At 60.6% G+C, this 24,731-nt stretch carries 21 protein-coding genes and 4 tRNA genes; 10 read left to right on the top strand and 15 right to left on the bottom strand.

Translation table 11 applies throughout. From position 1 onward, the window contains the following. The first annotated feature begins 97 nt into the window (after positions 1-97). Entirely contained in the window at positions 98-1,867 is a 1,770-nt protein-coding gene (locus RB216_RS09490) for a bifunctional diguanylate cyclase/phosphodiesterase (RefSeq protein WP_028615784.1), read from the top strand. On the opposite strand, the gene RB216_RS09485 is transcribed toward RB216_RS09490, so the two are convergent. The 4 genes from RB216_RS09485 to bamJ form a co-directional block, all read right to left on the bottom strand. Next, a complete protein-coding gene (locus RB216_RS09485; RefSeq protein WP_005786715.1) occupies positions 1,864-2,235 on the bottom strand; it encodes a hypothetical protein in 372 nt (123 codons plus the stop codon). The genes RB216_RS09490 and RB216_RS09485 overlap by 4 nt on opposite strands. Further along, positions 2,232-2,573 (bottom strand): helix-turn-helix domain-containing protein, encoded by a 342-nt coding sequence (locus RB216_RS09480; protein WP_028615783.1) that lies wholly within the window; start codon positions 2,571-2,573, stop codon positions 2,232-2,234. Before RB216_RS09480 ends, RB216_RS09485 begins: the two co-directional genes overlap by 4 nt. 93 nt (positions 2,574-2,666) lie before the next feature. After that, positions 2,667-3,125 carry a YkvA family protein gene (locus tag RB216_RS09475; RefSeq protein WP_122684546.1) on the bottom strand — a complete coding sequence of 153 codons (459 nt, stop codon included), beginning with the start codon at positions 3,123-3,125 and terminating at the stop codon, positions 2,667-2,669. A 313-nt stretch (positions 3,126-3,438) separates the two neighbouring features. Continuing rightward, a complete protein-coding gene (bamJ, locus tag RB216_RS09470) occupies positions 3,439-4,170 on the bottom strand; it encodes a BamJ family beta-barrel-assembly machinery protein (protein WP_028615781.1) in 732 nt (243 codons plus the stop codon). 247 nt (positions 4,171-4,417) lie between these two features. Here bamJ and RB216_RS09465 point away from each other — a divergent pair, with 247 nt between their 5' ends. From RB216_RS09465 to RB216_RS09455, 3 genes are all read left to right on the top strand, one after another. Beyond that, positions 4,418-6,226 (top strand): di-heme-cytochrome C peroxidase, encoded by a 1,809-nt coding sequence (locus RB216_RS09465; RefSeq protein ID WP_028615780.1) that lies wholly within the window; start codon positions 4,418-4,420, stop codon positions 6,224-6,226. Next, positions 6,223-7,389, top strand: coding sequence for a catalase family protein (locus RB216_RS09460; protein WP_028615779.1), 1,167 nt, complete (start codon positions 6,223-6,225; stop codon positions 7,387-7,389). The genes RB216_RS09465 and RB216_RS09460 overlap by 4 nt, the downstream gene beginning before the upstream one ends. Positions 7,390-7,499: 110 nt before the next feature. Next, positions 7,500-7,622, top strand: a complete 123-nt coding sequence (locus RB216_RS09455) for a hypothetical protein (RefSeq protein WP_256348291.1) — start codon at positions 7,500-7,502, stop codon at positions 7,620-7,622. 3 nt (positions 7,623-7,625) lie between these two features. On the opposite strand, the gene RB216_RS09450 is transcribed toward RB216_RS09455, so the two are convergent. The 5 genes from RB216_RS09450 to RB216_RS09430 form a co-directional block, all read right to left on the bottom strand. Then, positions 7,626-8,561, bottom strand: a complete 936-nt coding sequence (locus tag RB216_RS09450; protein ID WP_122684540.1) for a LysR substrate-binding domain-containing protein — start codon at positions 8,559-8,561, stop codon at positions 7,626-7,628. Positions 8,562-8,644: 83 nt separating this feature from the next. Next, complete coding sequence (locus RB216_RS09445; RefSeq protein ID WP_308908604.1) at positions 8,645-10,654, bottom strand: CocE/NonD family hydrolase; 2,010 nt, start codon at positions 10,652-10,654, stop codon at positions 8,645-8,647. A 27-nt stretch (positions 10,655-10,681) separates the two neighbouring features. Beyond that, positions 10,682-12,265 (bottom strand): BCCT family transporter, encoded by a 1,584-nt coding sequence (locus tag RB216_RS09440; RefSeq protein WP_308908603.1) that lies wholly within the window; start codon positions 12,263-12,265, stop codon positions 10,682-10,684. 305 nt (positions 12,266-12,570) lie between these two features. Next, positions 12,571-12,647: transfer RNA gene (locus RB216_RS09435), tRNA-Asp, on the bottom strand. Positions 12,648-12,666: 19 nt separating this feature from the next. Beyond that, positions 12,667-12,742, bottom strand: a tRNA-Val gene (locus RB216_RS09430). Positions 12,743-12,942: 200 nt separating this feature from the next. On the opposite strand from RB216_RS09430, the gene RB216_RS09425 reads away from it, so the two are divergent. The 3 genes from RB216_RS09425 to RB216_RS09415 all read left to right on the top strand — a co-directional run bounded on the left by RB216_RS09425 (position 12,943) and on the right by RB216_RS09415 (position 16,950). Beyond that, complete coding sequence (locus tag RB216_RS09425; RefSeq protein ID WP_028615770.1) at positions 12,943-13,461, top strand: sigma-70 family RNA polymerase sigma factor; 519 nt, start codon at positions 12,943-12,945, stop codon at positions 13,459-13,461. A gap of 6 nt (positions 13,462-13,467) precedes the next feature. Further along, positions 13,468-14,439, top strand: coding sequence for a FecR family protein (locus RB216_RS09420; protein WP_308908602.1), 972 nt, complete (start codon positions 13,468-13,470; stop codon positions 14,437-14,439). Between the two features lie 78 nt (positions 14,440-14,517). Next, entirely contained in the window at positions 14,518-16,950 is a 2,433-nt protein-coding gene (locus RB216_RS09415) for a TonB-dependent siderophore receptor (RefSeq protein WP_308908601.1), read from the top strand. A gap of 142 nt (positions 16,951-17,092) precedes the next feature. Here the strand turns inward: RB216_RS09415 and RB216_RS09410 are convergent. Together RB216_RS09410 and RB216_RS09405 are read right to left on the bottom strand one after the other, a co-directional pair. Next, positions 17,093-17,169: transfer RNA gene (locus tag RB216_RS09410), tRNA-Asp, on the bottom strand. Between the two features lie 19 nt (positions 17,170-17,188). Beyond that, positions 17,189-17,264 (bottom strand) — tRNA-Val (locus RB216_RS09405). 159 nt (positions 17,265-17,423) lie between these two features. Here RB216_RS09405 and rdgC point away from each other — a divergent pair. From rdgC to sugE, 3 genes are all read left to right on the top strand, one after another. After that, complete coding sequence (gene rdgC / locus RB216_RS09400) at positions 17,424-18,344, top strand: recombination-associated protein RdgC (protein WP_122684536.1); 921 nt, start codon at positions 17,424-17,426, stop codon at positions 18,342-18,344. Positions 18,345-18,483: 139 nt separating this feature from the next. Continuing rightward, positions 18,484-19,449, top strand: coding sequence for a bile acid:sodium symporter family protein (locus tag RB216_RS09395; RefSeq protein ID WP_308908600.1), 966 nt, complete (start codon positions 18,484-18,486; stop codon positions 19,447-19,449). Positions 19,450-19,555: 106 nt separating this feature from the next. Continuing rightward, positions 19,556-19,870 (top strand): quaternary ammonium compound efflux SMR transporter SugE, encoded by a 315-nt coding sequence (gene sugE, locus RB216_RS09390; RefSeq protein ID WP_003237114.1) that lies wholly within the window; start codon positions 19,556-19,558, stop codon positions 19,868-19,870. 66 nt (positions 19,871-19,936) lie between these two features. Here the strand turns inward: sugE and RB216_RS09385 are convergent, their stop codons facing one another. The 4 genes from RB216_RS09385 to RB216_RS09370 all read right to left on the bottom strand — a co-directional run bounded on the left by RB216_RS09385 (position 19,937) and on the right by RB216_RS09370 (position 24,684). Then, positions 19,937-21,811, bottom strand: a complete 1,875-nt coding sequence (locus tag RB216_RS09385; protein WP_308908599.1) for an MFS transporter — start codon at positions 21,809-21,811, stop codon at positions 19,937-19,939. A gap of 67 nt (positions 21,812-21,878) precedes the next feature. Continuing rightward, positions 21,879-23,027 carry a TDT family transporter gene (locus tag RB216_RS09380; protein ID WP_308908598.1) on the bottom strand — a complete coding sequence of 383 codons (1,149 nt, stop codon included), beginning with the start codon at positions 23,025-23,027 and terminating at the stop codon, positions 21,879-21,881. 107 nt (positions 23,028-23,134) lie between these two features. Then, entirely contained in the window at positions 23,135-23,446 is a 312-nt protein-coding gene (locus tag RB216_RS09375; protein WP_028615765.1) for a cupin domain-containing protein, read from the bottom strand. A 44-nt stretch (positions 23,447-23,490) separates the two neighbouring features. Beyond that, positions 23,491-24,684 (bottom strand): MFS transporter, encoded by a 1,194-nt coding sequence (locus RB216_RS09370; RefSeq protein WP_028615764.1) that lies wholly within the window; start codon positions 24,682-24,684, stop codon positions 23,491-23,493. Between the last annotated feature and the right edge of the window lie 47 nt (positions 24,685-24,731).

Genomic DNA, 24,731 nt, shown 5'->3' with positions numbered 1-24,731 from the left:
CGCTCAGCAGAGTGTCATCATATAGACATCATTCTGTCGTGAAATGAAGGACCGCAGGTTTCCAGCCTGCGGTCCTTTTTTTTCGATCGAGATCGCCATGACCATGACCGAACAGCTGAATGCATTGGGCGTTATCCTGGCTCAAGGCAGTTTGCACAGCCTGTTCCAACCGATCATCAGCCTGTCTGAACGGCGCATTCTCGGCTATGAAGCCCTCAGTCGTGGTCCTTCCAACAGCCCGTTGCACTCCCCCATCGCCCTCTTCTCGGTGGCCAGCCAGGCCGGGCGACTCAGTGAGCTGGAGATCGCCTGCCGCGAAAGCGCGTGCCGACGTTTCAGTGAACAGAAGCTGCCGGGCAAGCTGTTCCTCAACGTCTCGCCACAATCCCTGATGGAAACTGCGCATCAACCGGGGCGTACCCTGCAATTGCTGCGTGACTTCGGCATCCCACCCAGCCAAGTGGTGATCGAACTCACCGAGCAAACCCCCACCAACGATATCGACCTGCTGCAAACCGCCCTGCACCACTACCGCAACATGGGGTTCTCAATTGCCCTGGATGACTTGGGCGCCGGTTATTCCAGCCTGCGCCTATGGTCGGAGTTGCGCCCGGATTATGTGAAGATCGACCGACACTTCATCGACGGCATCCATCAGGACGCGCTCAAACGGGAATTTGTCGGCTCCATCCTGCAAATCGCCAAGGCGTCGCGTGCCCAAGTGATTGCCGAAGGAATCGAGTTGCCTGAAGAGTTGGCCGTACTGACGGAGATGGGCGTGGACCTGGTCCAAGGTTACCTGCTCTGCCGCCCGCAGGAGCAGCCGCCGCAGGAAGCGCGCCTGATGCTGCCCAAGCCCGACAGCGCCAACGTGGCGCTGAACGACGAAGGCAGCGACCTGAGCGCCTTACTCAGCGAACAGCCTGCGGTGGATCAGGACACCGCCACCGCCCAGGTGCTGGAAGCGTTCCGGCGCCAGGCCAACCTCAATTCCCTGGCGGTGCTGGATGGGCGTGGGCACCCTATCGGTATCGTTCACCGGCATTCACTGTCGGATGCGCTGCTGAAACCCTTCGCCACCGACCTGTTTGCGCGCAAGCCCATCAGTCGCTTGATGAGCACCGACTTTCTGGCAGTGGAGCTGAGCCAGTCCCTGCAACAAGTCAGCCGTTTGCTCACCAGCCGCGCGCGGCAACGCATCGAAGAAGACTTCATCATCACGCTCAATGGCGATTATCTGGGCCTGGGCCGGGTGATCGATGTGCTCAAGCTGATCACCGAATTGAAGATCCAACAAGCGCGCTACGCCAACCCGCTGACCCTGCTACCGGGCAATGTGCCGATCCAGCAGTGCCTGACGCGCCTGTTGCAGCAACAGCGTGAATCGGTGATCTGCTACGTGGATATCGACAGTTTCAAGCCGTTCAACGATATCTACGGCTATGGGCGTGGGGATGAGGTGTTGTTGTGCCTGGCGCAGTGCTTGAACGACCGTGTCGACCCTAGCCGCGACTTTGTCGGGCATATTGGCGGTGATGATTTTTTGCTGGTGCTGGGCCCGCAGGATTGGCGCAAACGCCTTAATCAGCTGCTGGATGACTTCCACACCCAATGCCGGCGCTTCTACCGTGCCGAACACCTTGAAGCAGGCTGTTTCGTGGCGCTCAACCGCCAGGGCGTGCGCCAGGAGTTTGCGCTGCTGTCACTGTCCATCGGCGTGGTGCATTTGTATCCACAGGCCTGTGGACAACTCGATGCCAGCCAGTTGGCGGAGCTGGCCTCGCAGGCCAAGCACCATGCCAAGGACATGGCCGGCTATAGCATCCATGTGATCGACAGCATGGACGCGCTGCCCCAAGCGCTTTAGGCCTCTGCGGATTCCGGGTATTCGTATTCAAACACCCGCACCACTTCGGAGGCGTGCCAGGAGGCCGCGGCCACACCGTCGGACGGCCCGCTGAAGCGGCCCAAGCGCTCGACACATTCAAAGAAACCGGTACGCGGCAGGCGACTGGCGCCCTGGCTGATCACCAGCGAGCTGCGCAGCGGCTGCTCGGCTTTGGCGTCCAGCGCCGCCAGGTGTTCCAGGGCGGCGGCCAGGGTTTGCATGGCCGGTGTAGGGAATTGCAGGCGCTCCAGCAGCGCGCGGTAGGTCAGCAGATGGCGCTGGCGGCGCGCCTGGTCCAGTTCGTTGAGTAACCCATCCCAGTGTTGACGGCTGATACGTAGGCTCAAGATTCATCCCTCCAACCTGCAACGCCCAATTCCCAGGCCAGGCTGCGGCGGATCGCGGCATCCGGCTGGCGTTCACCACTTTCAATCAATCCAAGATACGAGGGGCTGATACCCACGGTGCGGGCCAGGGTCTCGATAGCCAGGCCTTTGGCTTCGCGCAAGCCGCGCAGGGCTGCGAGCGGGCGCAGGTCCTGATCAGGGGCAGCTTGGGCAGTCGATGAAAGAGGAGGTAGCGTTGGCTGTTGCTGACCGGCAGCTTTTAGCAGCGCCTGGTACTGGTCCCATGGCAACACCGCGTATTCGGGTTCGCCATTGCGTGAAATTATCTGAATATCCATGACCGCCCCGTAGGATAACAACACTTACTGAGTAAGCTCTTTCCTTAGGAGTGTAATCCTAACAGCCACAAAGGTCGCAGGGGGATAGTCACATCATCCGTTTTTTTGCGGGCTTTCCTTGGACAGCAGCGCGGGCGTCGCAGGTAGGCGCTCAACCACGGCAAGCTTTTCCGGACGCTGGGCGTCGCGCCAGGCGCGAAAAGCGCTCAGTTCGCCGTCCAGGGTCTTCATGACCCATGCCAGCACGGCAATGTCGTCCAGCATGCCAAACATGGGGATAAAGTCCGGGATCGCATCAATCGGGCTAAGGAAGTACATCAAGCCTGCCACCACCGAGATCAGTGCCTTGGGACTGATCGCCCGGTACTCGCCGCGCCAGTAAGCCAGGCACAAGGCCTGGAGCAACTTGAGGTCATCCTTGAGCTTGCCCAGTCGATTACCCTGGCTGGAGCCCTTGGCAGCGACGGCGAACAGCAGCGTCGGCAAGCGGCCACGGCCCAGGAGACGTGCAGCCATGGGCAGGAATCGGGTGAAATTGAAGGGTGGTTTCATCGGTCACTCCAGTTCCAGGCGATATAAAAGGTTATCCACACAAATTGTGGATAACCTTGTGAACAGAGCCTATTTTCTGCGCTGAAAGCCACGTACTACAAGGCTTGCAGTCAGATCGGGCGTTTTTTGCGCACTGAAAAAAAACCCAAGATTTCATTGACTTGGCATTGATGTGCGGCTACCCGTACTCGAGTCTTATATCAGACTGTTGCAGGTTGCAGGCGTTCGATCGGATGTTCGCGGGCTCGGATTTTGCAACCCCCATAAACAACAACGCCCCGTCGAGACGGGGCGTTGTGTGTTCAGGCGCCTGTTACTTCTTGGCAGCCGGTGCAGCAGGAGCGTCAGCCTTGGCTGGGTCCTTGATGGCCAGCAGTTCCAGGTCGAACACCAGCACGGAGTTGGCTGGGATCGCTGGGCTTGGGCTTTGTGCGCCGTAGGCCAGGTCGGAAGGAATGTACAGCTCGACCTTCTCGCCGACGTGCATCAGTTGCAGGCCTTCGACCCAACCTGGGATCACGCCGCTGACAGGCAGGTCAATCGGGCTACCGCGATCCACGGAGCTGTCAAAGGTAGTACCGTTGGTGAGTTTGCCGGTGTAGTGCACAGTCACCACGTCAGTCGGCTTAGGCTGGGCGCCGTCGGCTTTCTTGACGATCTTGTACTGCAGACCGGAAGCGGTGGTGACGACGCCGTCTTTCTTGGCGTTGTCTTCGAGGAATTTCTTGCCGGCGGCTGCCGACTCTTCGCTCATTTTGGTCATGCGTTCTTCAGCACGCTTCTGCAGTGCGGCAAACGCTTCAACCAGCTCGTCGTCTTTGAGCTTCTGCTCTTTCTTGCCGACGGCATCTTCGATGCCTTGGGCTACTGCTTTGGAGTCCAGGTCATCCATGCCTTCTTGGGCAAGGCTCTTGCCCATGTTCAGGCCGATGCCGTAGGAAGCTTTCTGCGCCGGGGTTTTCAGCTCTACGCTGGTCTGCGAATCACAACCCGCAAGTACCAGGCTAACCAGGGCCACCGCCGCCGCCAACCGATGCTGTTTCATGCTATTTCCTTGTTCATGCGCCAAAAGGGCATTCGAATAAAGTCGCGAGCTTATCAGGCGGCCACGACCAATGGCTACCGGCATGTGAGCGGGAAACTTCTGATAAGTTCACGTGTTTAAAAGCATTTTCATTCATGATGGAGGCCCGCGACGGATCGCGGGGCCGCCCACTACCGGGCTCATGGCCACTTGCCGCACTTGTGCCGTAGTGGCATAACAGCGCTACAACTCGACAAGGATAGTTATCTTGCGCATTTTTTCCCGTGTTTTACTCCTGATATTCGCCATTTTGGTCCTAGTACTGGCCGTGGTGCTCTATTACACCGTCAACCCCAAGCTGCCGGACTACGTGCCCGTGGAGCAGGTGCACTACCAGGACCAATGGAGTGCCGCCGACCGCCAGACCTATTACTTCACGCCCCAGGGCACCCAGGTAAAAGGCCTGCACTACGACTGGTTCACCGCCCTGGAATTGCCGTTTTCCGAGCAGCGTTTTGCTACGCCGGCGTATCTGGCGCGCTTCGGTTTCCTGGTCGATCCCAAGCAAGTGCCCACCGCACAAAACCCCGGCAACCTGCCGGTGGGTTTCGCCCGGCATAAAAACGCCGACAGCAACGCCGAATACCTGGATATCACCTGCGCCGCCTGCCACACCGGCGAACTGCGTTACAAAAACCAGGCCCTGCGTATCGATGGCGGTTCCGCCCAGCACGTATTGCCGTCCAGCGTGCCAACCTTGCGCGGCGGCAGTTTTGGCCAGGCCCTGGTCGCCAGCCTCGCCGCCACCTATTACAACCCGTGGAAGTTCGAGCGTTTCGCCCGGCAGGTGCTGGGGGATCGCTACGACGCCGAGCACAAGCAATTGCGCCAGGACTTCAAGCAGTCGCTGAACAAGTTCCTCAAGGTGGCCTGGAACGATACCCACCGCGGCCTCTACCCCACAGAAGAAGGCCCCGGCCGCACGGACGCCTTTGGCCGTATCGCCAATGCCAGCTTTGGCGATGCCATTTCTGCGGACAACTATCGCGTCGCCAACGCACCGGTGGACTACCCGCAGCTGTGGGATATCTGGACGTTCGATTGGGTGCAGTGGAACGGTTCGGCCCAGCAACCCATGGCACGCAATATCGGTGAAGCCCTGGGTGTCGGTGCGACGCTTACTTTTTTCGACGCCGCCGGCCAGCCGCTTCAGGGCGATGCGCGTTACCCGTCCAGCGTAAGGGTGCGCGACCTCAACCTGATCGAAGAAACCCTGCAACGCCTCAAGCCACCGACCTGGCCCGAGGACCTGTTCGGCAGCATCGACAAGCCGCTCGCCGCCCAAGGCCGTGCACTGTTCGCCGAAAACTGCGCCGGCTGCCACGTGCCCAGCGTCATCCAGGAAGGCGGACGCCCGGTGCAACAGCTGAAAATGCTGCCAGTGGACTACATCGGCACCGACCCCGGCACCGCCAGCAACATCGCCGATCAGCGCTATGACCTCAGCGCGTTGCAATGGGACCTGGCGGAACTGGCCAAGCTCAACGTAGAGCTGCACCCGACGCCGACCGAGCCACTGGACCTGAAAAAGATGTCCGTGGCCAAGGGCCTCGCCTACGTCACCGCCTTCGTCGAAGAACATGCCTACCGCGCCGCTGGTGTGACCCTGGCCGAGCGCCCGCGCCTCGACGGTTACGGCCTGCCCATCGGTGTGCGCGAGTTGCGTGCTTACAAGGCGCGGCCATTGGCAGGCGTTTGGGCGACACCGCCGTTCCTGCATAACGGTTCGGTGCCGACGATCTACCAGTTGCTCTCGCCTCAGGACGAGCGCAGCACCACCTTCTATAAAGGCACGTTCAACTACGACCCGCGCCACCTCGGCTTCGAGACCGGTGCGTTCAAGAATGCCTTTGTGTTCGATACCAAAATCACCGGCAACCACAACAGCGGTCACGAATTCCGCGCTGGCCAGCGTGGCAACGGCGTAATCGGCCGTGGCCTGCTGCCGCAGGAACGCTGGGCGCTGCTGGAATACCTCAAAGTGCTGGGCGGCCCGCTGGAGCAACAACTGCCATGATGATTCGATCACCCTACGACCGACCTTCCCTGCTCGCCCGCCTGTGGCTGCGCATCGGCGCGTTCCTCGGCAAGACCCTGCTGTGGCTGGTGGGCCTCGGCCTGCTCGGTTGGCTGGGCGCCAGTGCCTGGTACGCCTGGCAGCACAGCGGCCCGGTGTCACCGAACGAGCAAATTCCGTCCGGTGAGGCGGCGATGACCCAAGGCATCATCCAGACGGCGGTGCGCATCGTTGACCAGCACCGTGAAGGCACGCGCTACCTGCGCGATGCCCATGCCAAGGCCCATGGGTGCGTGAAGGCCGAAGTCAGCGTGTTGGCCGACCTCGACCCAGCGCTGCGCCAGGGCGTATTCACCGAGCCAGGCAAGACCTGGCAGGCGATGATGCGACTGTCCAACGGCAACGCCTACCCGCAGTTCGACAGTATCCGTGATGCGCGGGGCATGGCGCTCAAGCTGCTGGATGTGCCGGGCAAGCAACTGCTGGCCGACCAACAGGCGCGCACGGAACAGGACTTCGTGATGTTCAGCCATCCGAACTTCTTTGTCAGCGATGTGGCGGAGTACGCGCAGAACATCGGCGCGCAAGCGGACGGCAAGAAAGTCCTGGCGTTCTTCCCCAAGGTCGACCCAAGGACCTGGCAGGTGCGACATCTGTTTATCGCCCTGGCGACCCTGGCGCCGGCACCGGCCAGCCCGACGCAAACCACGTACTTTTCAGTGTCGCCCTACAAGTTCGGTGCGGCCAACGCCAAGTTCCGTGTCGCGCCCGACCCGCAAAGTTGCCCGGAGTATGTGTTGCCCAAGCAAAACCAGGACCTGCCAAACTTCCTGCGCAGCGCCCTGAGCCAGCAGCTGTCCACCGACCGCACGCCTGCGTGTTTCGTGCTGCAGATCCAGCGGCAGAACCCACAAAAATTCATGCCGATCGAAGACACCAGCATCGAATGGAAAGAGAGTGATGCGCCCTATGAAACCGTGGCCAAGGTACGCATCCCGGCGCAGGATTTCGACACCCCCGAGCAGAACCTGGCGTGCGACAACCAGTCGTTCAACCCTTGGTTTGGTGTAGCGGAGCACCGCCCCATCGGCGGTATCAACCGCTTGCGCAAGGCCGTGTATGAGGCGGTCAGCGATTACCGCCACAGCCGCAACGCCCCGTAAAGAATGCGTAACAATGGGCCCGACGGCGTAAGGATTGCGTCGGGTCTATTGAGCCGGTTTCACCTCGCCTCTACCTTGAGCACCTACCCCAACACCCGTAGGAAGTCATCGTGGAAAGCTCAACCCTCGGCATGATCGTACTGACCCTGATCGCCGTGTTCGGCACCGCTTCTTTTTGCTTCGAACACCTGGCGACACGCCAGACCAAAAAGAAAAAAACCGGCCAGCACTGAGCCTTATCCGACCTGTCCTGCCTCTGCCGTTCGAGCCTGCAACCACTGGCGAAAACTACGCACCGCCGCCGGCGGGTTGCGGTGGTGCGGTTGCATCAAGTGCAGGCGACCGCGACTGTGCATGCTGTGGGGCAAGGCCATTTGCAGACGGCCGGACTCCAAGTCGCTTTCCAGCAAGCGCTTCCAGCCCAAAGCGACGCCATGCCCCATCACCGCCGATTGCATCAACAGTTGATAGCTGTTGGTCCGCAAGGCATGACGCGGGGTGTAGTAGTCAGCGCCGGCATCAGTGAACCAGTCGGCCCAGGTCAACCAGTCGTGGTGGTGGTCCTCCACGATCAACAAGGTGTGAGCGTGCAGCAAGTGGTGCAGGTCGCGAATCGGGCCGTGACGCTCAAGGTAACCAGGGCTGCACACGGTGATGACCTGCTCGCTGTCGAACACCGGCGACAGTTCCAGGCCGTGGGGCGCGGCCAATTCATCCAGGTGATAGAACAGGCCCAGGTCATATTCGCTGACATCCAGGTGGCTGGGGCTTTCGCTGCACAGGATGCGGATATCCAGGTCCGGGTGGTCGTGCTGGAACTGCGGCAACAGACCGGCCAGCCAGATGGAACTGATGGTGGGCGTGCTGGCCAGGGTCAACTGGCGATCGGCACCGCGCCTGCGCAACTCGGCGGACTCGCGATCAAGCTCGCGCAACAGGCGTTGGACGGTACGGAAATAACGCACCCCAGCGGGTGTCAGGCTCAAGCCCTGGGCCAGCCGATAGAACAGTGGACGGGCCAGGTCTTCTTCGAGACGTTTGACCTGCCGGCTGACCGCACTTTGGGTCAGATTCAGTTCGTGGGCCGCCTGGGTAAAGCTCAAATGGCGGGCGGCCGCTTCGAAGGTCTGCAAGCAATTGAGGGGAGGAAGATCAACGTTTCGGCGCGACATGAGCAAGTCCATTGGCAATAACGGGCCCAGGTTACCCCAGGCCCGCAGAGATCACGTTGGCGAGCATCCTGCCAGTTGCCTGCTCAGAGTGCGACCCTGGCCACGCGCTTACTCCATTGCCTACGGTGCTCAAGCTGGCCATTTTCCCAGGCGGTCTGCTCCGCTTCGATGTAGAACCACTCGGCGTCGGCGTGCACGCTCAAATGGCTTTCCACCTCCACGGCCCACTGGTCGCGACCGACTCGGTAGTGCCATTCAATGTCAGCCTGCGTCGACAGCGGATCCCAGGGCAAGGTGCGGTATTGCTCGGTACAACGTTGGTCCACCGACAGGCCATGGTCGGTAAAACGCACCGAACCCAAGTCATCTTCGATTTTCACGCAGACTTCACCACTGCCGACGTCTTCGATCAAGGTGCGTTTCGGCGCAGCGGCGCGTAGGACCTCCATCGCTACCGGCGTAGCCGACTGCGGCGCTTCGAACGGGCAGTCCACCGCCTCGCCTTTGAATATCGGCAGTTGCAGGCTTTGCAGGGTGGGTAGCAACGTCAGGGTGGTCAATTCACGGCTCGGCCACAGCAGCGGGAAACTCGCCGTGCTGAGCGCCAGACGCAAACGGTAGCCGGCGGGCAGGCGCATGCCGATGTGGTCGAGGTTTAACTGCACGTCCATGGGTTCACCGGGGACTACCGGCGTTACCTGGGAAAAATCCTCACGCAGTGTGAGATTAAGCACACCGTAGCTGATCTGGGTGACTTGCCCGTCCGGCGCTATCGCATTCAGCCGGGCGACCAATTGACCACAGGAAGTGTCGCTTGCCAGGCGTAACGTGAGACGTGCATCGCCGAGCAACGCCAGCGGCTCGGTCAGCGGCTGGGAGTCGAAGCACAACGAATGGGCGTCATCGCGACGTTGATCCGTTGGGCCATCGGGGCCAAACCAGATGGCGCAGTACTCGCCCTGGTGCAGGCCGGTGGTCAGCGGCGAACAGAGGCTGCGCGGCGCCGCCAAGGGCTGTGAGCCCGCGCTCAGGCCTTGATCGCCCAGGCTGAAATCCGTCCATTGCACCTGCGGATCCGGCCAACCCGAGGTCTGCACCCAGATCCCTGGCCGCTCGGCATAACTGCCCTTCGGCGGCAGAATATCCTGTAGGTAAAAGGTGCAGGCTGCGTCATCCATTACCCCGTTATCGATGCCCTTGAGCCAGTGATCCCACCAGCGTTTGGCCTCTTGCAGGAAGCCGATGGCCGGGTTGGGCACGGCAAAATGCGGGTACTTGTGGATCCACGGGCCGATCATGGCTTTCTTCGGGCCCGGCAGATTTTCCATCAGGCGCGAAACCGTGTTGCGGTAGGCATCGCCCCAGCCGCCCACGGCATACACGGCCGCCTTGATCTTCGAATAGTCCTCGCACACCGAGCCGTGGCGCCAATAGTCATCGCGGGTCTGGTGTTGCAGCCAGGTTTCGGCCAGCAGCGGCATAGCTTCCAGGCGTTGGTGCCAGAGGTCTTTCCAGTCGTCGCCCACCAGCAAAGGATCCGGCACCGCTGCGCTGAAATTGAGCATGGTCGCGGCCCAGCCGAAATTCTCCATCAACAGGTTGCCACCCTTGTAATGGATGTCGTCGGCAAAGCGGTCATCGGTGGAGCACAAGGTGATGATTGCTTTCAACGCCTCGGGCTGGCGTGCCGCGACTTGCAGGCCGTTAAAGCCGCCCCAGGAAATCCCCATCATGCCGACATTGCCGTCGCACCAGGGTTGCCGGCACAGCCAGTCGATCACTTCGAGGGCGTCTTCCTGTTCCTGCAGCAGGTATTCATCGGCCATCAGGCCCTGGGATTCGCCGTTGCCACGCATGTCCACCCGCACACACACGTAGCCCTGCCCCGCCATCCACGGGTGAGTCAGCGCATCGCGTACGGCGGTGCCATCGCGCTTGCGGTACGGCAGGTATTCCAGGATTGCCGGGAAGGTCTGCACACCGGCGACTTCCGGCAACCAGATGCGGGCGGCCAGTTGAGTGCCGTCCTTCAAGGGGATCAGGCAGTGCTCGATTTCGCGCACGGTGTAAGCAAATTCAGTGACGATTTCCATCAGTAACTCCTACAGCGATTCAATCGATCAGCGGGCGAAATCCGGCACCGGGCTAGCGCCGCGCAGTTCCGTCTCGGGGGTCCGCTGAAGGCGTTTCACATCCAGCAATGCGGGATTTTTCAACCAGAAGATCAGCGAAGTACTGGCCAGCAACACCAGGATCATGCCCGGCAGACCGCCGAGGTTGGAGAGCATCTTCACCCCGTCGATGCCGACAAACGCGACCATCACCCACGATACCGAGCCGATGATCAGGCCCCAGACAATCTTCAGCAGCGGGTTGCCATCCATGTCAGAATCGGCCGTCACGCCTTTGCTGCACAGGTTGGCGATAACGTCGGTGCTGGAGTCCGCGGCAGTGACAAAAGAGATGAACGCGACGAACAGCAGGAACGCGATCATCACGCCGCTGGCCGGCAGTTGCTGGAACATCTGGTACAGCACGTGTTCCACGCCCTGCTCGTTCAGCACACGGTTGAGGCTGCCGTCGCCCAGCGCATCGAAGTACAGGCTGGTGCCGGAGAAGATGCAGATCCACACCGCCGTGAACAACGCCGGGTAGAGCATGTTGATATGAATGAATTCACGCACCGTGTAGCCACGGCCGATCTTGCCGAGGAACAACGCGCTGACCGGCGCCCAGGCAAACCACACCGACCAGTAGAACACCGTCCAACTGTGCGGCCAGGTGTCGCCACTGGCGGCGCCGGTGAACAGGCTGCGGCTGAAGAAGGTGTCGAGGTACACGCCCAAGGACTCGACGCCGAGGCTGAACATGTACAGGGTCGGCCCGCACAACAGCACAAACAGCCCCAGGGCCAGCATGATCCAGGTGTTGAACGAGGACAGCATCACAATGCCTTTCTGTAGACCGCTGGCGGCCGACGCGACAAAGGTGATGACGATGATCGCAATGATGATAGCCAGGCGAAACGGCGTGGTTTCACCGCCGATGTACTGGGCCAGGCCGCCGGCCAGGGTCAACGCGCCGGTGCCCAGGGACGAGGCCATGCCGGCCACTAGGGCGAACATCGCCAGGGTGTCGATCAGCCCGGCATAGCGCCGGACCCGCGCTTCGCCCAGCAACGGTTCAAGCATGGCACCGATGGAGAAATTGCTGCGACGGTTGTAGAACACCAACGCAAACACCAACGAGGGCACCAGGTAGATGGCGTAAGGCGTGATGGTCCAGTGCAGGAACATCGTCGACATGGCAAAGCTCTTCGCCGCCGAACTGCCCGCCTCGATCGGCAGGCTGGTGGGTGGGCCGTACAGGTGGTAAAGCGGTTCGGCGGTGGTCCAGAACAGCACGCCCACCGCCAGGGTGGTGCACAGCGCCACCATGAACCAGCGCCATTTGCTCAGCAGAGGCTGGGCATCTTCACCGCCGATACGCACCTTGCCCAGTGCAGAGAAGTACACGACAGCGGTCAGCACCACCATGGCAAACGAGCCTGCACTGAACAGCCATGAGAAGTTTTTCAGGATCAGGTTGTTGAGCTGTTTGCTGACCGCAAGGAACGCATTCAGGTCGACGTAGCTGGCGATCACCGCCGCCAGCAGGATCAGGAACGTTGGCCAGAACACCAACGGACGCAGTGGATATTTCATAGAGAGCCATTCCCCTTGCAGACTATTTTTATGTTGGAGAGCGAGCCCCCGCAGCATCCTGCTGCCGGTCACTCGCCTGGAAGTCTTCGCGTGGCTATAGATAAACGTTTAAGCGTCCGACGGCGCAATCAACCAATGAGCATGGGGGTATTCCCTCACGTCATGGCGCACCCGTACAGTTCAGGACGAATAAGCAGTGCACACTGGCAGGGCATAAGAAGAAGAAATCGCAGACGAAAAAAAGCCCGCTCAATGAGCGGGCTTCTTGTGGCGACCTGGCGTTCAGTGTTCCAGGTTACCGAATATGGCGCAGCGGACGGGACTCGAACCCGCGACCCCCGGCGTGACAGGCCGGTATTCTAACCGACTGAACTACCGCTGCGCGTAACACGTAAAACGAATGGTGGGTGATGACGGGATCGAACCGCCGACATTCTGCTTGTAAGGCAGACGCTCTCCCAGCTGAGCTAATCACCCTTCGTTTCGGTGTGGGCGGCATCATACACCAAAAATCCGCAATGTCTTGATTTAAATGCAATTTATTTGAAATATTTTCTCAGGTACGAGAAAACCCAGCAAAAACGGGCTTCTACGCCTTCAAACGCGAGTCTATTGCGTTTACCCGCCCCTTGGCCGCACAATTAAAAACCATTCTCAATAACACCTGAGCCACGCCTATGTCTGCGGGTGAACCACCCTTCCAACGGGAAATTACCCAGCTCTACAGCGAGCATCATGGCTGGCTGCTCACCTGGCTAAGACGCAAGCTGGGCTGTCGACAGAATGCCGCCGACCTGGCGCAGGACACGTTTGCACGCATCTTGAACGCGCGTGAATCCGTCGCCGGCATTCGCGAACCCCGCGCGTACCTGAGCACCACCGCCCGGCGATTGCTCATTGACCAGGCGCGGCGCAAGCAGATTGAACAGGCTTACCTGCAGGAATTGGCGCTGACGGTGGACACGCTCGAAGGGTTCCAATCCCCGGAGCAAATCCACACCACCCTCGAAGCCCTCGAACAGATCGCCTTTATCCTGGAAGGCATGCACGAATACTCGCGCCAGGCCTTCGTGCTGTATTACCTCGAAGACATGACCCAGCAACAGATCGCCCGGCAGCTCAAGTTGTCGGAACGCACCGTGCGCAAGTACCTGATCCAGGCGCTTATGCATTGCAGCCACAGCATGGACACTTGATCGAGCATGTCGGACGTCGAAGAACAAGCCGCCGAATGGATGCTGCGCCTGCACGACGGCGAATGGGACGAGGCCCAGCAGCAGGCGTTCGAGCGCTGGAAGCAACATGGCCCGCATCACGCCGCAGCCGCCGCACGCATGGAAACTATGGTTTCGCGCATGCAGGCCTTGCGCGGTAAAAAAGCCCCTGCCCGCGCTGCATTGAATGCGGCCTTTGCTCAGCCGAAAACCCGTCGCCGCAAGCACGCCCTGCGCGCGCTGGTATTGGCGTGCAGCCTGGCGATCCCAGCAGCGGCCTTGTTGATCAGCCCCTATCCGCGGCAGTGGATGGCCGATGTACGAAATGGCCCGAGCCAATGGCAAACCCTGCAACTGGCGGACGGTTCGACACTGACGCTCAATGGCATCAGCGCAGCGAACCTGCATTTTGATAGCCAGCAGCGCCGTATCGAGCTGTTGCAAGGCGAAATCCTGGTGGAAGTCGCCCACGACAGCACCCGGCCGTTTGTCGTGCAGACGCCCCAAGGAACGCTGCGTGCGCTGGGCACACGGTTTGTGGTCAAGCGCGAAGGTGATGTCACGGTGCTGAGCATGCTCCAGTCGCGCGTGGCGGCACAAAGCGCGAACGGCCAGCAGACACTGGAAGTCGATGCAGGGTCGCGAGCCCTGATGCACGCGAACCAAGTGCGCCTGGCCGGCACTGTTGAGCCGAGCAGCATCAACGAAGCCTGGCGACGCCATCAATTGGTGGTGGAGAACCAACCCTTGCCCGACGTGCTCGACGAAATCGCCCGGCACCGCAGCGGCCGCGTGCAGTTTGATCGCGCCGCGCTGCAAAGCCTGCGCGTGTCTGCCGTGATTCCCCTGGATGACAGCGACCAGGCTTTGCAATTACTCGCGCAAACGCTGCCGATCCGGGTGCAGTCCTACACTCCATGGCTGATCGTGGTTGGCCCCGAGCCAGCACCCAATAAATAATTATTCGCATTTGCTTCCGGTTTTTTCGAGGCTGCCCGTCAAGGAAGGTAATTCGACACATAAAGGACTGCCTTCACCATGCACACCCCTTCCTACCCACGCGGACGCTTTCGGCTACTGAAAAGTGCACCGCTTTCCTTGGCCCTGTTCACTGCCGGCACCTTGAACATCGGCCTGGCCCAGGCGGACGCCGTCAGTGTCGCCGCCCAGTCCTATGACATCCCCGCCGGACCGCTGGGCAGTTCGCTCAACCGCTTCGCCCAGCAGGCCGGTGTGGCCATCGTGTTCCAGTCCCACGAACTGGAGGGCCTCAAAGGCCCAGGCTTGAAAGGCAATTACGGGATTCAGGACGGGTTTGACAGGTTGCTGGAAGGCAGCGGCTACCGCGCCGTGCAAGGCGTTCAGGGATACGCCCTGCAACCCGCCCCCATCGCTGGCAATGGCACCATGGAACTGAGCCCGACTGCCGTCACCGCCAACCAGCTGGGCAACGTCACCGAAGGCACCGGTTCCTACACGCCCGGCACCATCGCGACCTCCACACGCCTGGTGCTGACGCCCAAGGAAACCCCGCAGTCCGTGAGCGTGGTCACCCGTCAGCACATGGATGACTTCGGCCTGAACAACGTCGACGACGTGATGCGCCATACCCCCGGCATCACCGTTTCGGCCTTCGACACCGAGCGTACCAACTACTACGCCCGGGGCTTTTCCATCAATAACTTCCAATACGACGGCATCCCCTCGACCGCACGCAACGTCGCTTACTCTGCGGGCAACACCTTGAGCGACATGGCGATCTATGACCGTGTCGAAGTGCTCAAGGGCGCCACCGGCCTGCTCACAGGTGCAGGCTCACTGGGCGCGACGATCAACCTGGTGCGCAAGAAACCCACCGCAGACTTCCAGGGCCACGCGACCCTCGGCGCCGGTTCGTGGGACAACTACCGCAGCGAGCTGGATGTCAGCGGCCCCATGACCGAAAGCGGCAACGTGCGTGGCCGCGCCGTGGCGGCCTATCAGGACAAGCATTCGTTCATGGACCACTACTCGCGCAAGAGCCCGACGTACTACGGCATCATGGAGTTCGACCTGTCACCCGATACGCTGCTGACCGTAGGCGGCGATTACCAGGACACCTTGCCGAAGGGCTCATCGTGGTCGGGCAGTTTCCCGCTGATCAACTCCAAGGGCGACCGCAACAGCGTCAAGCGCTCGTTCAACAACGCCGCGGACTGGAGCAGTTGGGAGCAATACACCCGCACCGTATTCGCCATGCTCGAACACGACCTGGGCAATGGTTGGGTCACCAAGCTGCAACTGGATCACAAGATCAACGGCTATCACGCGCTGATGGGCTCGATCCAGGGCGACCAACCGCAGCCGGATGGCACCGCGCAACTCACCTCGGGCAAGTACACCGGGGAAACCGTCAGCGATTCCGCCGACCTGTACGTCAGCGGCCCATTCAGCCTCGGCGGTCGCGAGCATGAACTGGTGCTGGGCGGCTCGATCAGCGCATCGGAATGGAAAGGCAAAGGCTATTGGAACCTCTCCCCCAATATCGTCGACTTCAATAACTGGCATGGCCACGCCACGATACCGGACTGGGGCAAGGCGCAATCGCTTACCGATGACACCGTGCGCCAGACCGGCGCCTACGTGACCACGCGACTGAACCTCACCGATGACCTCAAGCTGCTGATGGGCGGTCGCGTGGTCAATTATCAGGTCACGGGCTACAACCCCAACTACCGTGAGTCCGGGCGTTTCGTCCCGTACATCGGCGCCGTCTACGACCTCAACGACACGTACGCGGTCTACGCCAGCTACACCGATATCTTCATGCCGCAGGAAAACTACAACCGCGATCGCGACAACAAGTTGCTGGAACCGGATGAAGGCCAGAACTGGGAACTGGGCGTGAAAGCCGACTTCCTCGACGGACGGGTGAACGCCAGCGCGGCGTACTTTGAAATCCGCGAGTCCAATCGCGCACTCTCCGACGACGAATACAACAACCAGACACCGATCCCGAACAACTACGCCTATAAAAGTAGCAAGGCCGTCACCAAGGGTTATGAACTGGAGATGTCCGGCGAGATTGCCCCCGGCTGGCAACTCGAGGCCGGCTACACCCATAAGGTGGTGCGCGACGACAAGGACGTGAAGATCTCCACCTTCGAACCCGAAGACCAGGTCAAGCTGTTCACCACCTACAAACTCAAGGGCAACCTGGACAAACTGACCATCGGCGGTGGTGTGCGTTGGCAAAGCGTGGGTTGGCAGGACATCTACAACTCACCGAAGGGTGGGTATGAAGAGTTTTCCCAGGATGCTTATTGGCTGGTGGATCTGATGACCAAGTATCAGGTCAGCAAAAACCTGTCGGCGACGCTGAACGTCAACAATATCTTCGACAAGCACTACTACACCAACATCGGCTTCTATAACTCGGCCGCTTACGGTGAGCCGCGCAACTTCATGGTCACCACTCGCTGGGATTTCTGATTGCCCCATAAAAAACGCCGCCGATCATCGGAAATGATCGGCGGCGTTTTTTTGGTTTTACAAACCCCAGACAGCAAAAAGCCCGCTCATTGAGCGGGCTTCCTGTGGTGACCTGGCGTTCAGTGTTCCAGGTTACCGAATATGGCGCAGCGGACGGGACTCGAACCCGCGACCCCCGGCGTGACAGGCCGGTATTCTAACCGACTGAACTACCGCTGCGCGTAACACATGAAGCGAATGGTGGGTGATGACGGGATCGAACCGCCGACATTCTGCTTGTAAGGCAGACGCTCTCCCAGCTGAGCTAATCACCCTTCGTTTCGGTGTGGCGCGCATTCTACGGAGCGACCTTAAGTCTGGCAAGCACTTTCTGAAATCTTTTTTTTGATAGCTTCCAATGGCTTAGGCAGGGTTGGCCTGGGACGTTATCAAGAGAATAATGCCCCCCTTTGTATAAAGGAGAGACTCACCCCATGTGGTTCAAGAACCTGCTTATCTATCGCCTGACCCAAGATCTGCCTGTTGATGCCGAGGCGTTGGAAGCGGCCATGGCCACCAAACTGGCGCGCCCTTGCGCGAGCCAGGAATTGACCACTTATGGTTTCGTCGCGCCTTTTGGTAAAGGTGAAGACGCTCCCCTGGTTCACGTCAGCGGTGATTTCCTGCTGATCGCTGCGCGCAAGGAAGAACGCATCCTGCCGGGCAGCGTGGTGCGTGACGCACTGAAAGAGAAAGTCGAAGAAATCGAGGCCGAGCAGATGCGCAAGGTCTATAAAAAGGAACGCGATCAGATCAAGGATGAAATCATCCAGGCCTTCCTGCCACGCGCCTTTATCCGTCGCTCCTCCACCTTCGCCGCCATCGCGCCGAAACAGGGCCTGATCCTGGTCAACTCGGCAAGCCCGAAACGCGCTGAAGACCTGCTGTCGACCCTGCGTGAAGTGATCGGCACCCTGCCCGTTCGCCCGCTCACGGTGAAAACCGCGCCAACCGCAATCATGACCGACTGGGTCACCACCCAGAAGCCGGCCGATGACTTCTTCGTCCTCGACGAATGCGAACTGCGCGACACCCACGAAGACGGCGGCATCGTGCGCTGCAAGCGCCAGGACCTGACCGGCGAAGAGATCCAACTGCACCTGACCACCGGCAAAGTCGTGACCCAACTGGCCCTGGCCTGGCAGGACAAGCTGTCCTTCATGCTCGACGATAAAATGACCGTCAAGCGCCTGAAGTTCGAAGACCTGCTGCAAGACCAGGCCGAACAGGACGGCGGCGACGAGGCCCTGGGCCAACAGGATGCGAGCTTTACCCTGATGATGCTGACGTTCGGCGATTTCTTGCCGGCGCTGGTTGAAGCATTGGGCGGTGAAGAGACTCCGCAGGGTATCTAAACCGTGTGAAATTCAAAATGTGGGAGGGGGCTTGCCCCCGATAGCATTCTGTCAGTTAAAACACCTATGACTGACAGACTGCAATCGGGGGCAAGCCCCCTCCCACATTTGATCGAATCCAACAAAAAAGGACATCCCCATGCGCGCACTCGCCGCCTTGAGCCGCTTCGTCGGCAATACCTTCGCCTACTGGGTGTTGATTTTCGCCGTCGTCGCCTTCCTCGAACCCGGCTGGTTCATTGGCCTTAAAAGCGCCATTGTCCCGCTGCTGGGCCTGGTGATGTTCGGCATGGGGCTGACCCTCAAACTCGATGACTTCGCCGAAGTCGCCCGCCACCCCTGGCGTGTGGCATTGGGCGTGGTTGCGCATTTCGTGATCATGCCGGGCGTGGCGTGGTTGCTGTGCCAGGCCTTCCATCTCCCCCCGGAAATCGCCGTCGGCGTGATCTTGGTCGGTTGCTGCCCAAGCGGCACCTCGTCCAACGTGATGACCTGGCTGGCCCGTGGCGACCTGGCGTTGTCGGTGGCCATCGCCGCCGCCACCACCCTCCTCGCCCCGCTGCTCACGCCAGCATTGATCTGGCTGCTGGCCTCGGCCTGGCTGCCGGTGTCGTTCATGGAGCTGTTCTGGTCGATCCTGCAAGTGGTGTTGCTGCCGATCGTGCTCGGCGTGCTGGCGCAACGCGTGCTCGGCGACCGGGTTCGGCATGCGGTCGATGTGCTGCCACTGGTGTCGGTGGTGAGCATCGTGATCATCGTCGCGGCGGTGGTGGCGGCGAGCCAGGCGAAGATTGCCGAGTCGGGCCTGTTGATCATGGCAGTGGTGATGCTGCATAACAGCTTTGGTTACCTGCTGGGTTACTTCACCGGCCGCGTGTTCAAGTTGCCGTTGGCGCAGCGCAAGTCGCTGGCGCTGGAGGTGGGCATGCAGAACTCCGGGCTGGGCGCCGCGCTGGCCAGTGCGCACTTTTCGCCGCTGGCGGCGGTGCCGAGTGCCTTGTTCAGTGTCTGGCACAATATCTCCGGTGCATTGCTGTCGACTTACTTCCGCCGCATGAGCGAAAAGGAAGACCGTCGCGCCCTGGAGAACACCCCGCAAACTTGATCAGCCGAGCACTTTTCGGCACTCTAACGCGCTTCGCGGGGACGACCCCGCGACGCGCTCAAGCGACTACTCCGGGGACGACCCCACCTAGTGTTAGGAGGTCATCATGTCCTGGATCATTCTGTTTTTCGCGGGTCTGTTTGAAGTCGGCTGGGCCGTCGGCCTGAAGTACACCGACGGTTTCAGCAAGCCACTCCCCACCGCCCTGACGATTGCCGCCATGGCCATCAGCCTTGGCCTGCTGGGGCTCGCCATGAAGGAACTGCCTCTGGGCACCGCCTATGCCATCTGGACCGGCGTGGGTGCAGTGGGCACTGTGATCGCTGGGATTATCCTGTTTGGGGAATCCATGGCGTTGTTCCGGTTGGCCAGCGTGGCGTTGATCATTTGTGGGCTTATTGGCCTGAAAATCTCCACATAACCCTTGTAGGAGCCCGCTTGCGGGCGATGGCGGCCTGAAGATAGCCATCGCCGGCAAGCCGCGCTCCTACAGGACCGTGCCGCGCAGCTGAGTAACTTTCTCGTGCAGCTGCGCCGGGGTCGCCGACTCGACCGCCACCGGCTCGCCCGCCACCAATACCACCCGCGACCAGATGCGATGAAAGAAGCCCTTCTTCGGATCCCGACTGAAGAAACTCCCCCACAACCCCTGCAACGCCATCGGAATCACCGGCACCGCCGTCTCTTCCAGAATCCGCGTCACGCCACCACGAAACTCATTCATCTCGCCATCGGCGGTCAGCTTGCCTTCGGGGAAAATGCACACCAACTCGCCGTCCTTCAGGTACTGCGCAATCCGTGTGAAGGCCTTTTCGTAGATCTGGATATCTTCATGACGCCCAGCAATCGGAATCGCCCCGGCGGTACGAAAGATAAAGTTCAGCACCGGCAAACGGTAGATCTTGTAGTACGTGACAAAGCGAATCGGCCGACGCACCGCGCCGCCAATCAACAGTGCATCCACAAACGACACATGGTTGCACACCAACAACGCCGCGCCTTCATCCGGGATCGCCTGCAGGTTGCGATGCTCCACGCGGTACATGGAATGGCTGAGCAGCCAGATCATGAAACGCATGGTGAACTCGGGGACGATCTTGAAGATGTAGGTGTTGACCGCGATGTTGAGCAGCGACACCACCAGGAACAGTTCCGGGATCGACAGCTTGGCCACGCTCAGCAGCAGGATCGACACGATGGCCGAGACCACCATGAACAGCGCGTTGAGAATGTTGTTCGCGGCGATCACGCGCGCGCGTTCGTTCTCGGCGGTACGCGACTGGATCAGTGCATACAGCGGCACGATGTAGAAGCCGCCGAATACACCCAGGCCGAGGATATCGAACAGCACCCACCACGCCTGGCCGTAGCTGAGCACGGCAAGCCAATCGTTGGCCTGCACGTTCTGCGGGAAGCCGCCGGAGTGCCACCACAGCAGCAGGCCGAACACCGTCAGGCCGAATGAACCGAACGGCACCAGGCCGATTTCGACCTTACGCCCGGAGAGCTTTTCGCAGAGCATCGAACCCAGTGCGATACCCACCGAGAACACCGTGAGGATCAGTGTCACCACGGTCTCGTCGCCGTACAACCACTCCTTGGCGTAGGCCGGGATCTGCGTCAGGTAGATGGCACCGACAAACCAGAACCACGAGTTGCCGACGATGGAGCGCGAAACGGCCGGCGTCTGCCCCAGGCCCAAGCGCAGGGTGGCCCAGGACTCGCTGAAGATATTCCAGTTCAAGCGCAGTTCCGGGGTCGACGCGGCCGCGCGCGGAATGCTGCGGCTGGCCAGGTAACCCAGCACCGCTACGCCGACAATCGCCACGGACACCACGGGGGCGTAATGGGTGGACGACATCATGATCCCGGCGCCGATGGTGCCGGCCAGGATCGCCAGGAACGTGCCCATTTCCACCAAGCCGTTGCCGCCGACCAGCTCATCGTCATGCAATGCCTGGGGCATGATCGAGTACTTCACCGGGCCGAACAGCGCCGAGTGAGTGCCCATGGCAAACAGCGCGAGCAGCATCAGCTCCAGGTGGTTGGTGAGGAAGCCCGTCGCGCCCACGGCCATGATCACGATCTCACCGATCTTGATCGCGCGGATCAACGCGTCCTTGTTGAATTTCTCGCCAAACTGCCCGGCCAGGGCCGAGAACAGGAAGAACGGCAGGATAAACAGCAATGCGCAGAGGTTGACCCAGATCGAGCGGTCACCGTCGATAGTGAGCTTGTAGAGAATGGCCAGGATCAGCGATTGCTTGAAGATGTTGTCGTTGAAAGCGCCCAGCAACTGGGTGATGAAAAACGGCAGGAAACGCCGTGTGCGCAGCAAGGTGAATTGCGAGGGGTGGCTCATCGTCCGTGTTCCTGCGTGGCCTGTTTTTTTGTAAAAGCTGTCAGGCCACGACTTTACCTAATCCGGCTTACTTATTCGCTAGTCCTGCAATGCAAGGCGAAACAAAAAGCTCACCTTTATAGGCACCCTGCACGGTGCGCTTGGCCACGATCAGCCACATCAGCGCCAATGCCACCACCAGCACGCTGCCAAAAACGCTGAAGAACCCCAGGTGCAGCAGGCTCGCCAGCTTCAGCGTCGCCAGGGCATACACGCCCAGCGGGAAGGTGAAACCCCACCAACCGAGGTTGAACGGGATACCGGCGCGCAGGTAACGCAGGGTGATCAGCACCGCAATCAGCATCCACCACAGGCCGAAGCCCCACAACGTAATGCCCGCTACCAGGCCGAGGCCGTTGGCGATCTCACCGACACCCGGCAAGCCATTGGCCGCAAAGATCGCCGGCGCATCGCCCCCCAGCAGCAACATGCCCAGCGCACCGGTGCCGATGGGACCCAGGGCCAGCCAACTCGACGCGGCCATATTGGCGTGGGGCAGTTTGTGCAGGGCCATGCGCAGCATCAGGATGGTCAGGATGCTGAACGCCACCGGCAACGAAAACGCCCACAGCGCATAGCTGGTCACCAGCATCACCAGTTGCGAATGCGCGTCTGCCAGGTGCGGCGCGAGCAGCCCACCACTGGCCGCGGCAACTTCAGCGGCAACCACAGGCAGCAGCCAGACGGCGGTCATCTGGTCGATGCTGTGTTCCTGGCGGGTGAACATCATGAAGGGGATAAGCACGCCGCAGGCCAGGGCCATGCCCACGTCCAACCACCACAGGGTTTCAGCCAGCGGTATCACACCGGCGCCCCAGCGCGGCAGGCCAAATAACAGCAAGCCGTTGAGAATCGTCGCGAGCCCCATGGGGATGGTGCCGAAAAACATCGAGACGGTGGAGTGACCGAAAATACGCCGCGCCTCGTGGAAAAACATCACCCAGCGGGCCGCGTACAACACGCTGAACAACACAAATAGGCCAACAGTGAACAACCACAACGCCTGGGCGATGGCGTGCAGGCCAGACAGGTTGACTGGCAACTGCGCCAGGGCCAGTGCGAGCACACCAGTGCCCATGGTGGCGGCAAACCAGTTCGGCGTGAACTGGCGGATCACTTCCCGTGGACGGGTCAGGTGACTGAAGGGTTTGTAACTGATGCTATTCGAGCAGGTCATGATGGCAATCCTCTTCCTCGCATGAGGGTGAGACCATGGTAGAACCGAATCGAATATCTATATAACGGGTAATATCTCTATCTGTTATCTACTTTACCTATATATCGTCAGACGCTGCCTTCGCACTCGATCACCAGAATCCGCGCCGGCCCTTGCGGGTGGGCCACGTGCTCGGTGCCGACGCTGGCGTAAAAGATGTCCCCGACGCCCAGCTCCGCCACCTGTTCGAAACCATTGTCGCGGTAGTGCATCTGCACCCGGCCATCGAGCACCACAAACACTTCTTCGCCGTCGTTGATATGCCAGCGATAGGGCTGGTCGGTCCAGTGCAGGCGCGTGGTGATGCCATTCATGTTGGCGATGTCCAGCGCCTCCCAGGCACGGCTGCCGGTGAAGTCCTTGCTGCGGATGATCTTCATGCGCGAATCTCGATCAGGCGGATACGGGCACTGATTATTACCCATCAGCCGCCTGTCGTCGCCCGCACGCGCGCCGAATCCTGCAACAGCAAGGCAATGAGCGCACCGACAGCCAGCAGGATGAGGACCGCGCCGTAGCCGTCGGTGGTGGCGATCAGGCCAAAGCTGCGAATCAGGTTGCCCGCCAGTAACGAAGGCAAGCAGAACGCCAGGTAGCTCAGCACATAGAACGCCGACATCAGCCCCGCGCGCTCGTGGGGCAAGGCCAACGGCACCACACTGCGCAAGGCGCCAAGAAAGCCCGCGCCAAAGCCACTGCCGGCGATCAGCGTGGCGATGAAGAACAGGGGCAGGCTGGCGCTGTGCACCGCCGTGAGGATCAGCGTTACACCGATGGCCAGCAAGCCGGCGCCGAGACGCAGCACCTTGTCGGCCGGACGATTACGCAAGGTAAAGATCATCAACGCGCCGCTCAGGGTCAGCACGGCCACCAGGCCGCCACCGATCAGGTTGGAGGTAGACCCGGTGGCGGCCCGCACCAGCGACGGGGCCAGTGACAAGTAGAAGCCACCCATCGCCCACACCGCCACATCCACCGGCAATGACAGCCACAACGCCCGGCGCGCCTGGGGCGGTACATGCAATGTTGGGCGCAGCGACGCCAGTGCGCCGGGGATGCGGCTCACCGTTTCCGGCAGGCGCCATACGTAGAGGGCCTGCAACAGCATCAAGGCCAGCAACGTCCAGTAGATCAACTGGGTCGGGAGGGGCGCGAATTCCACCAGCAGACTGCTGCCCATCGCCCCGCAAGCCATGCCCAAGAGCGGCGCCACGCTGTTGACCAGCGGGCCCTGTTGGCGGTCGGTGTCGAGCAGTGCCGCGCCCAATACGGCGGTGGCCATGCCAGTGGCAAACCCTTGCAACGTGCGGGCGGCAATCAGCCAGGCCACGCTGCCTTCATTGATAAACAGCAGCATCGCCAGCATATCCAGGAGCAGCGCAGCAAAAATCACCGGCTTGCGCCCCAGGTGGTCCGACAAAGAGCCGACGGTCAACAGCGCCGCCAGCAGGCTGAGGGCGTAGACACCGAAGATCAGCGTCAGCATGCCTGCCGAAAAATGCAGGCCTTCCTGATACAGGTGGTACAACGGCGTCGGCGCACTCGAAGCGGCCAGGAAGGTCAGCAAGGTGATCGCGAGAAACACCAGGCTGGAACGATGGGAAACAGGACTGGACATGCACACGCTCCGCTAAAGCTAATATTTTGCTTTTGCAGAGTGTGCTA

Origin of the sequence: Pseudomonas canadensis (assembly GCF_030980095.1) — a bacterium.
Classification (GTDB): domain Bacteria; phylum Pseudomonadota; class Gammaproteobacteria; order Pseudomonadales; family Pseudomonadaceae; genus Aquipseudomonas; species Aquipseudomonas canadensis.
The sequence above is the reverse complement of the archived record's forward strand: the minus strand, read 5'-3'. Positions and strand labels throughout refer to the sequence as shown.

Excerpts from the sequence above, each read along its gene's own strand:
- RB216_RS09380 (WP_308908598.1), bottom strand. The coding sequence starts at position 23,027 with ATGACCTGCTCGAATAGCATCAGTTACAAACCCTTCAGTCACCTGACC.
- rdgC (WP_122684536.1), top strand. The coding sequence starts at position 17,424 with ATGTGGTTCAAGAACCTGCTTATCTATCGCCTGACCCAAGATCTGCCT.
- RB216_RS09480 (WP_028615783.1), bottom strand. The coding sequence starts at position 2,573 with ATGGATATTCAGATAATTTCACGCAATGGCGAACCCGAATACGCGGTG.
- bamJ (WP_028615781.1), bottom strand. The coding sequence starts at position 4,170 with ATGAAACAGCATCGGTTGGCGGCGGCGGTGGCCCTGGTTAGCCTGGTA.
- RB216_RS09375 (WP_028615765.1), bottom strand. The coding sequence starts at position 23,446 with ATGAAGATCATCCGCAGCAAGGACTTCACCGGCAGCCGTGCCTGGGAG.
- RB216_RS09415 (WP_308908601.1), top strand. The coding sequence starts at position 14,518 with ATGCACACCCCTTCCTACCCACGCGGACGCTTTCGGCTACTGAAAAGT.
- RB216_RS09420 (WP_308908602.1), top strand. The coding sequence starts at position 13,468 with ATGTCGGACGTCGAAGAACAAGCCGCCGAATGGATGCTGCGCCTGCAC.
- RB216_RS09490 (WP_028615784.1), top strand. The coding sequence starts at position 98 with ATGACCATGACCGAACAGCTGAATGCATTGGGCGTTATCCTGGCTCAA.
- RB216_RS09440 (WP_308908603.1), bottom strand. The coding sequence starts at position 12,265 with ATGAAATATCCACTGCGTCCGTTGGTGTTCTGGCCAACGTTCCTGATC.
- RB216_RS09395 (WP_308908600.1), top strand. The coding sequence starts at position 18,484 with ATGCGCGCACTCGCCGCCTTGAGCCGCTTCGTCGGCAATACCTTCGCC.
- RB216_RS09450 (WP_122684540.1), bottom strand. The coding sequence starts at position 8,561 with ATGTCGCGCCGAAACGTTGATCTTCCTCCCCTCAATTGCTTGCAGACC.
- RB216_RS09445 (WP_308908604.1), bottom strand. The coding sequence starts at position 10,654 with ATGGAAATCGTCACTGAATTTGCTTACACCGTGCGCGAAATCGAGCAC.
- RB216_RS09425 (WP_028615770.1), top strand. The coding sequence starts at position 12,943 with ATGTCTGCGGGTGAACCACCCTTCCAACGGGAAATTACCCAGCTCTAC.
- RB216_RS09475 (WP_122684546.1), bottom strand. The coding sequence starts at position 3,125 with ATGAAACCACCCTTCAATTTCACCCGATTCCTGCCCATGGCTGCACGT.
- RB216_RS09385 (WP_308908599.1), bottom strand. The coding sequence starts at position 21,811 with ATGAGCCACCCCTCGCAATTCACCTTGCTGCGCACACGGCGTTTCCTG.
- RB216_RS09460 (WP_028615779.1), top strand. The coding sequence starts at position 6,223 with ATGATGATTCGATCACCCTACGACCGACCTTCCCTGCTCGCCCGCCTG.
- RB216_RS09370 (WP_028615764.1), bottom strand. The coding sequence starts at position 24,684 with ATGTCCAGTCCTGTTTCCCATCGTTCCAGCCTGGTGTTTCTCGCGATC.
- sugE (WP_003237114.1), top strand. The coding sequence starts at position 19,556 with ATGTCCTGGATCATTCTGTTTTTCGCGGGTCTGTTTGAAGTCGGCTGG.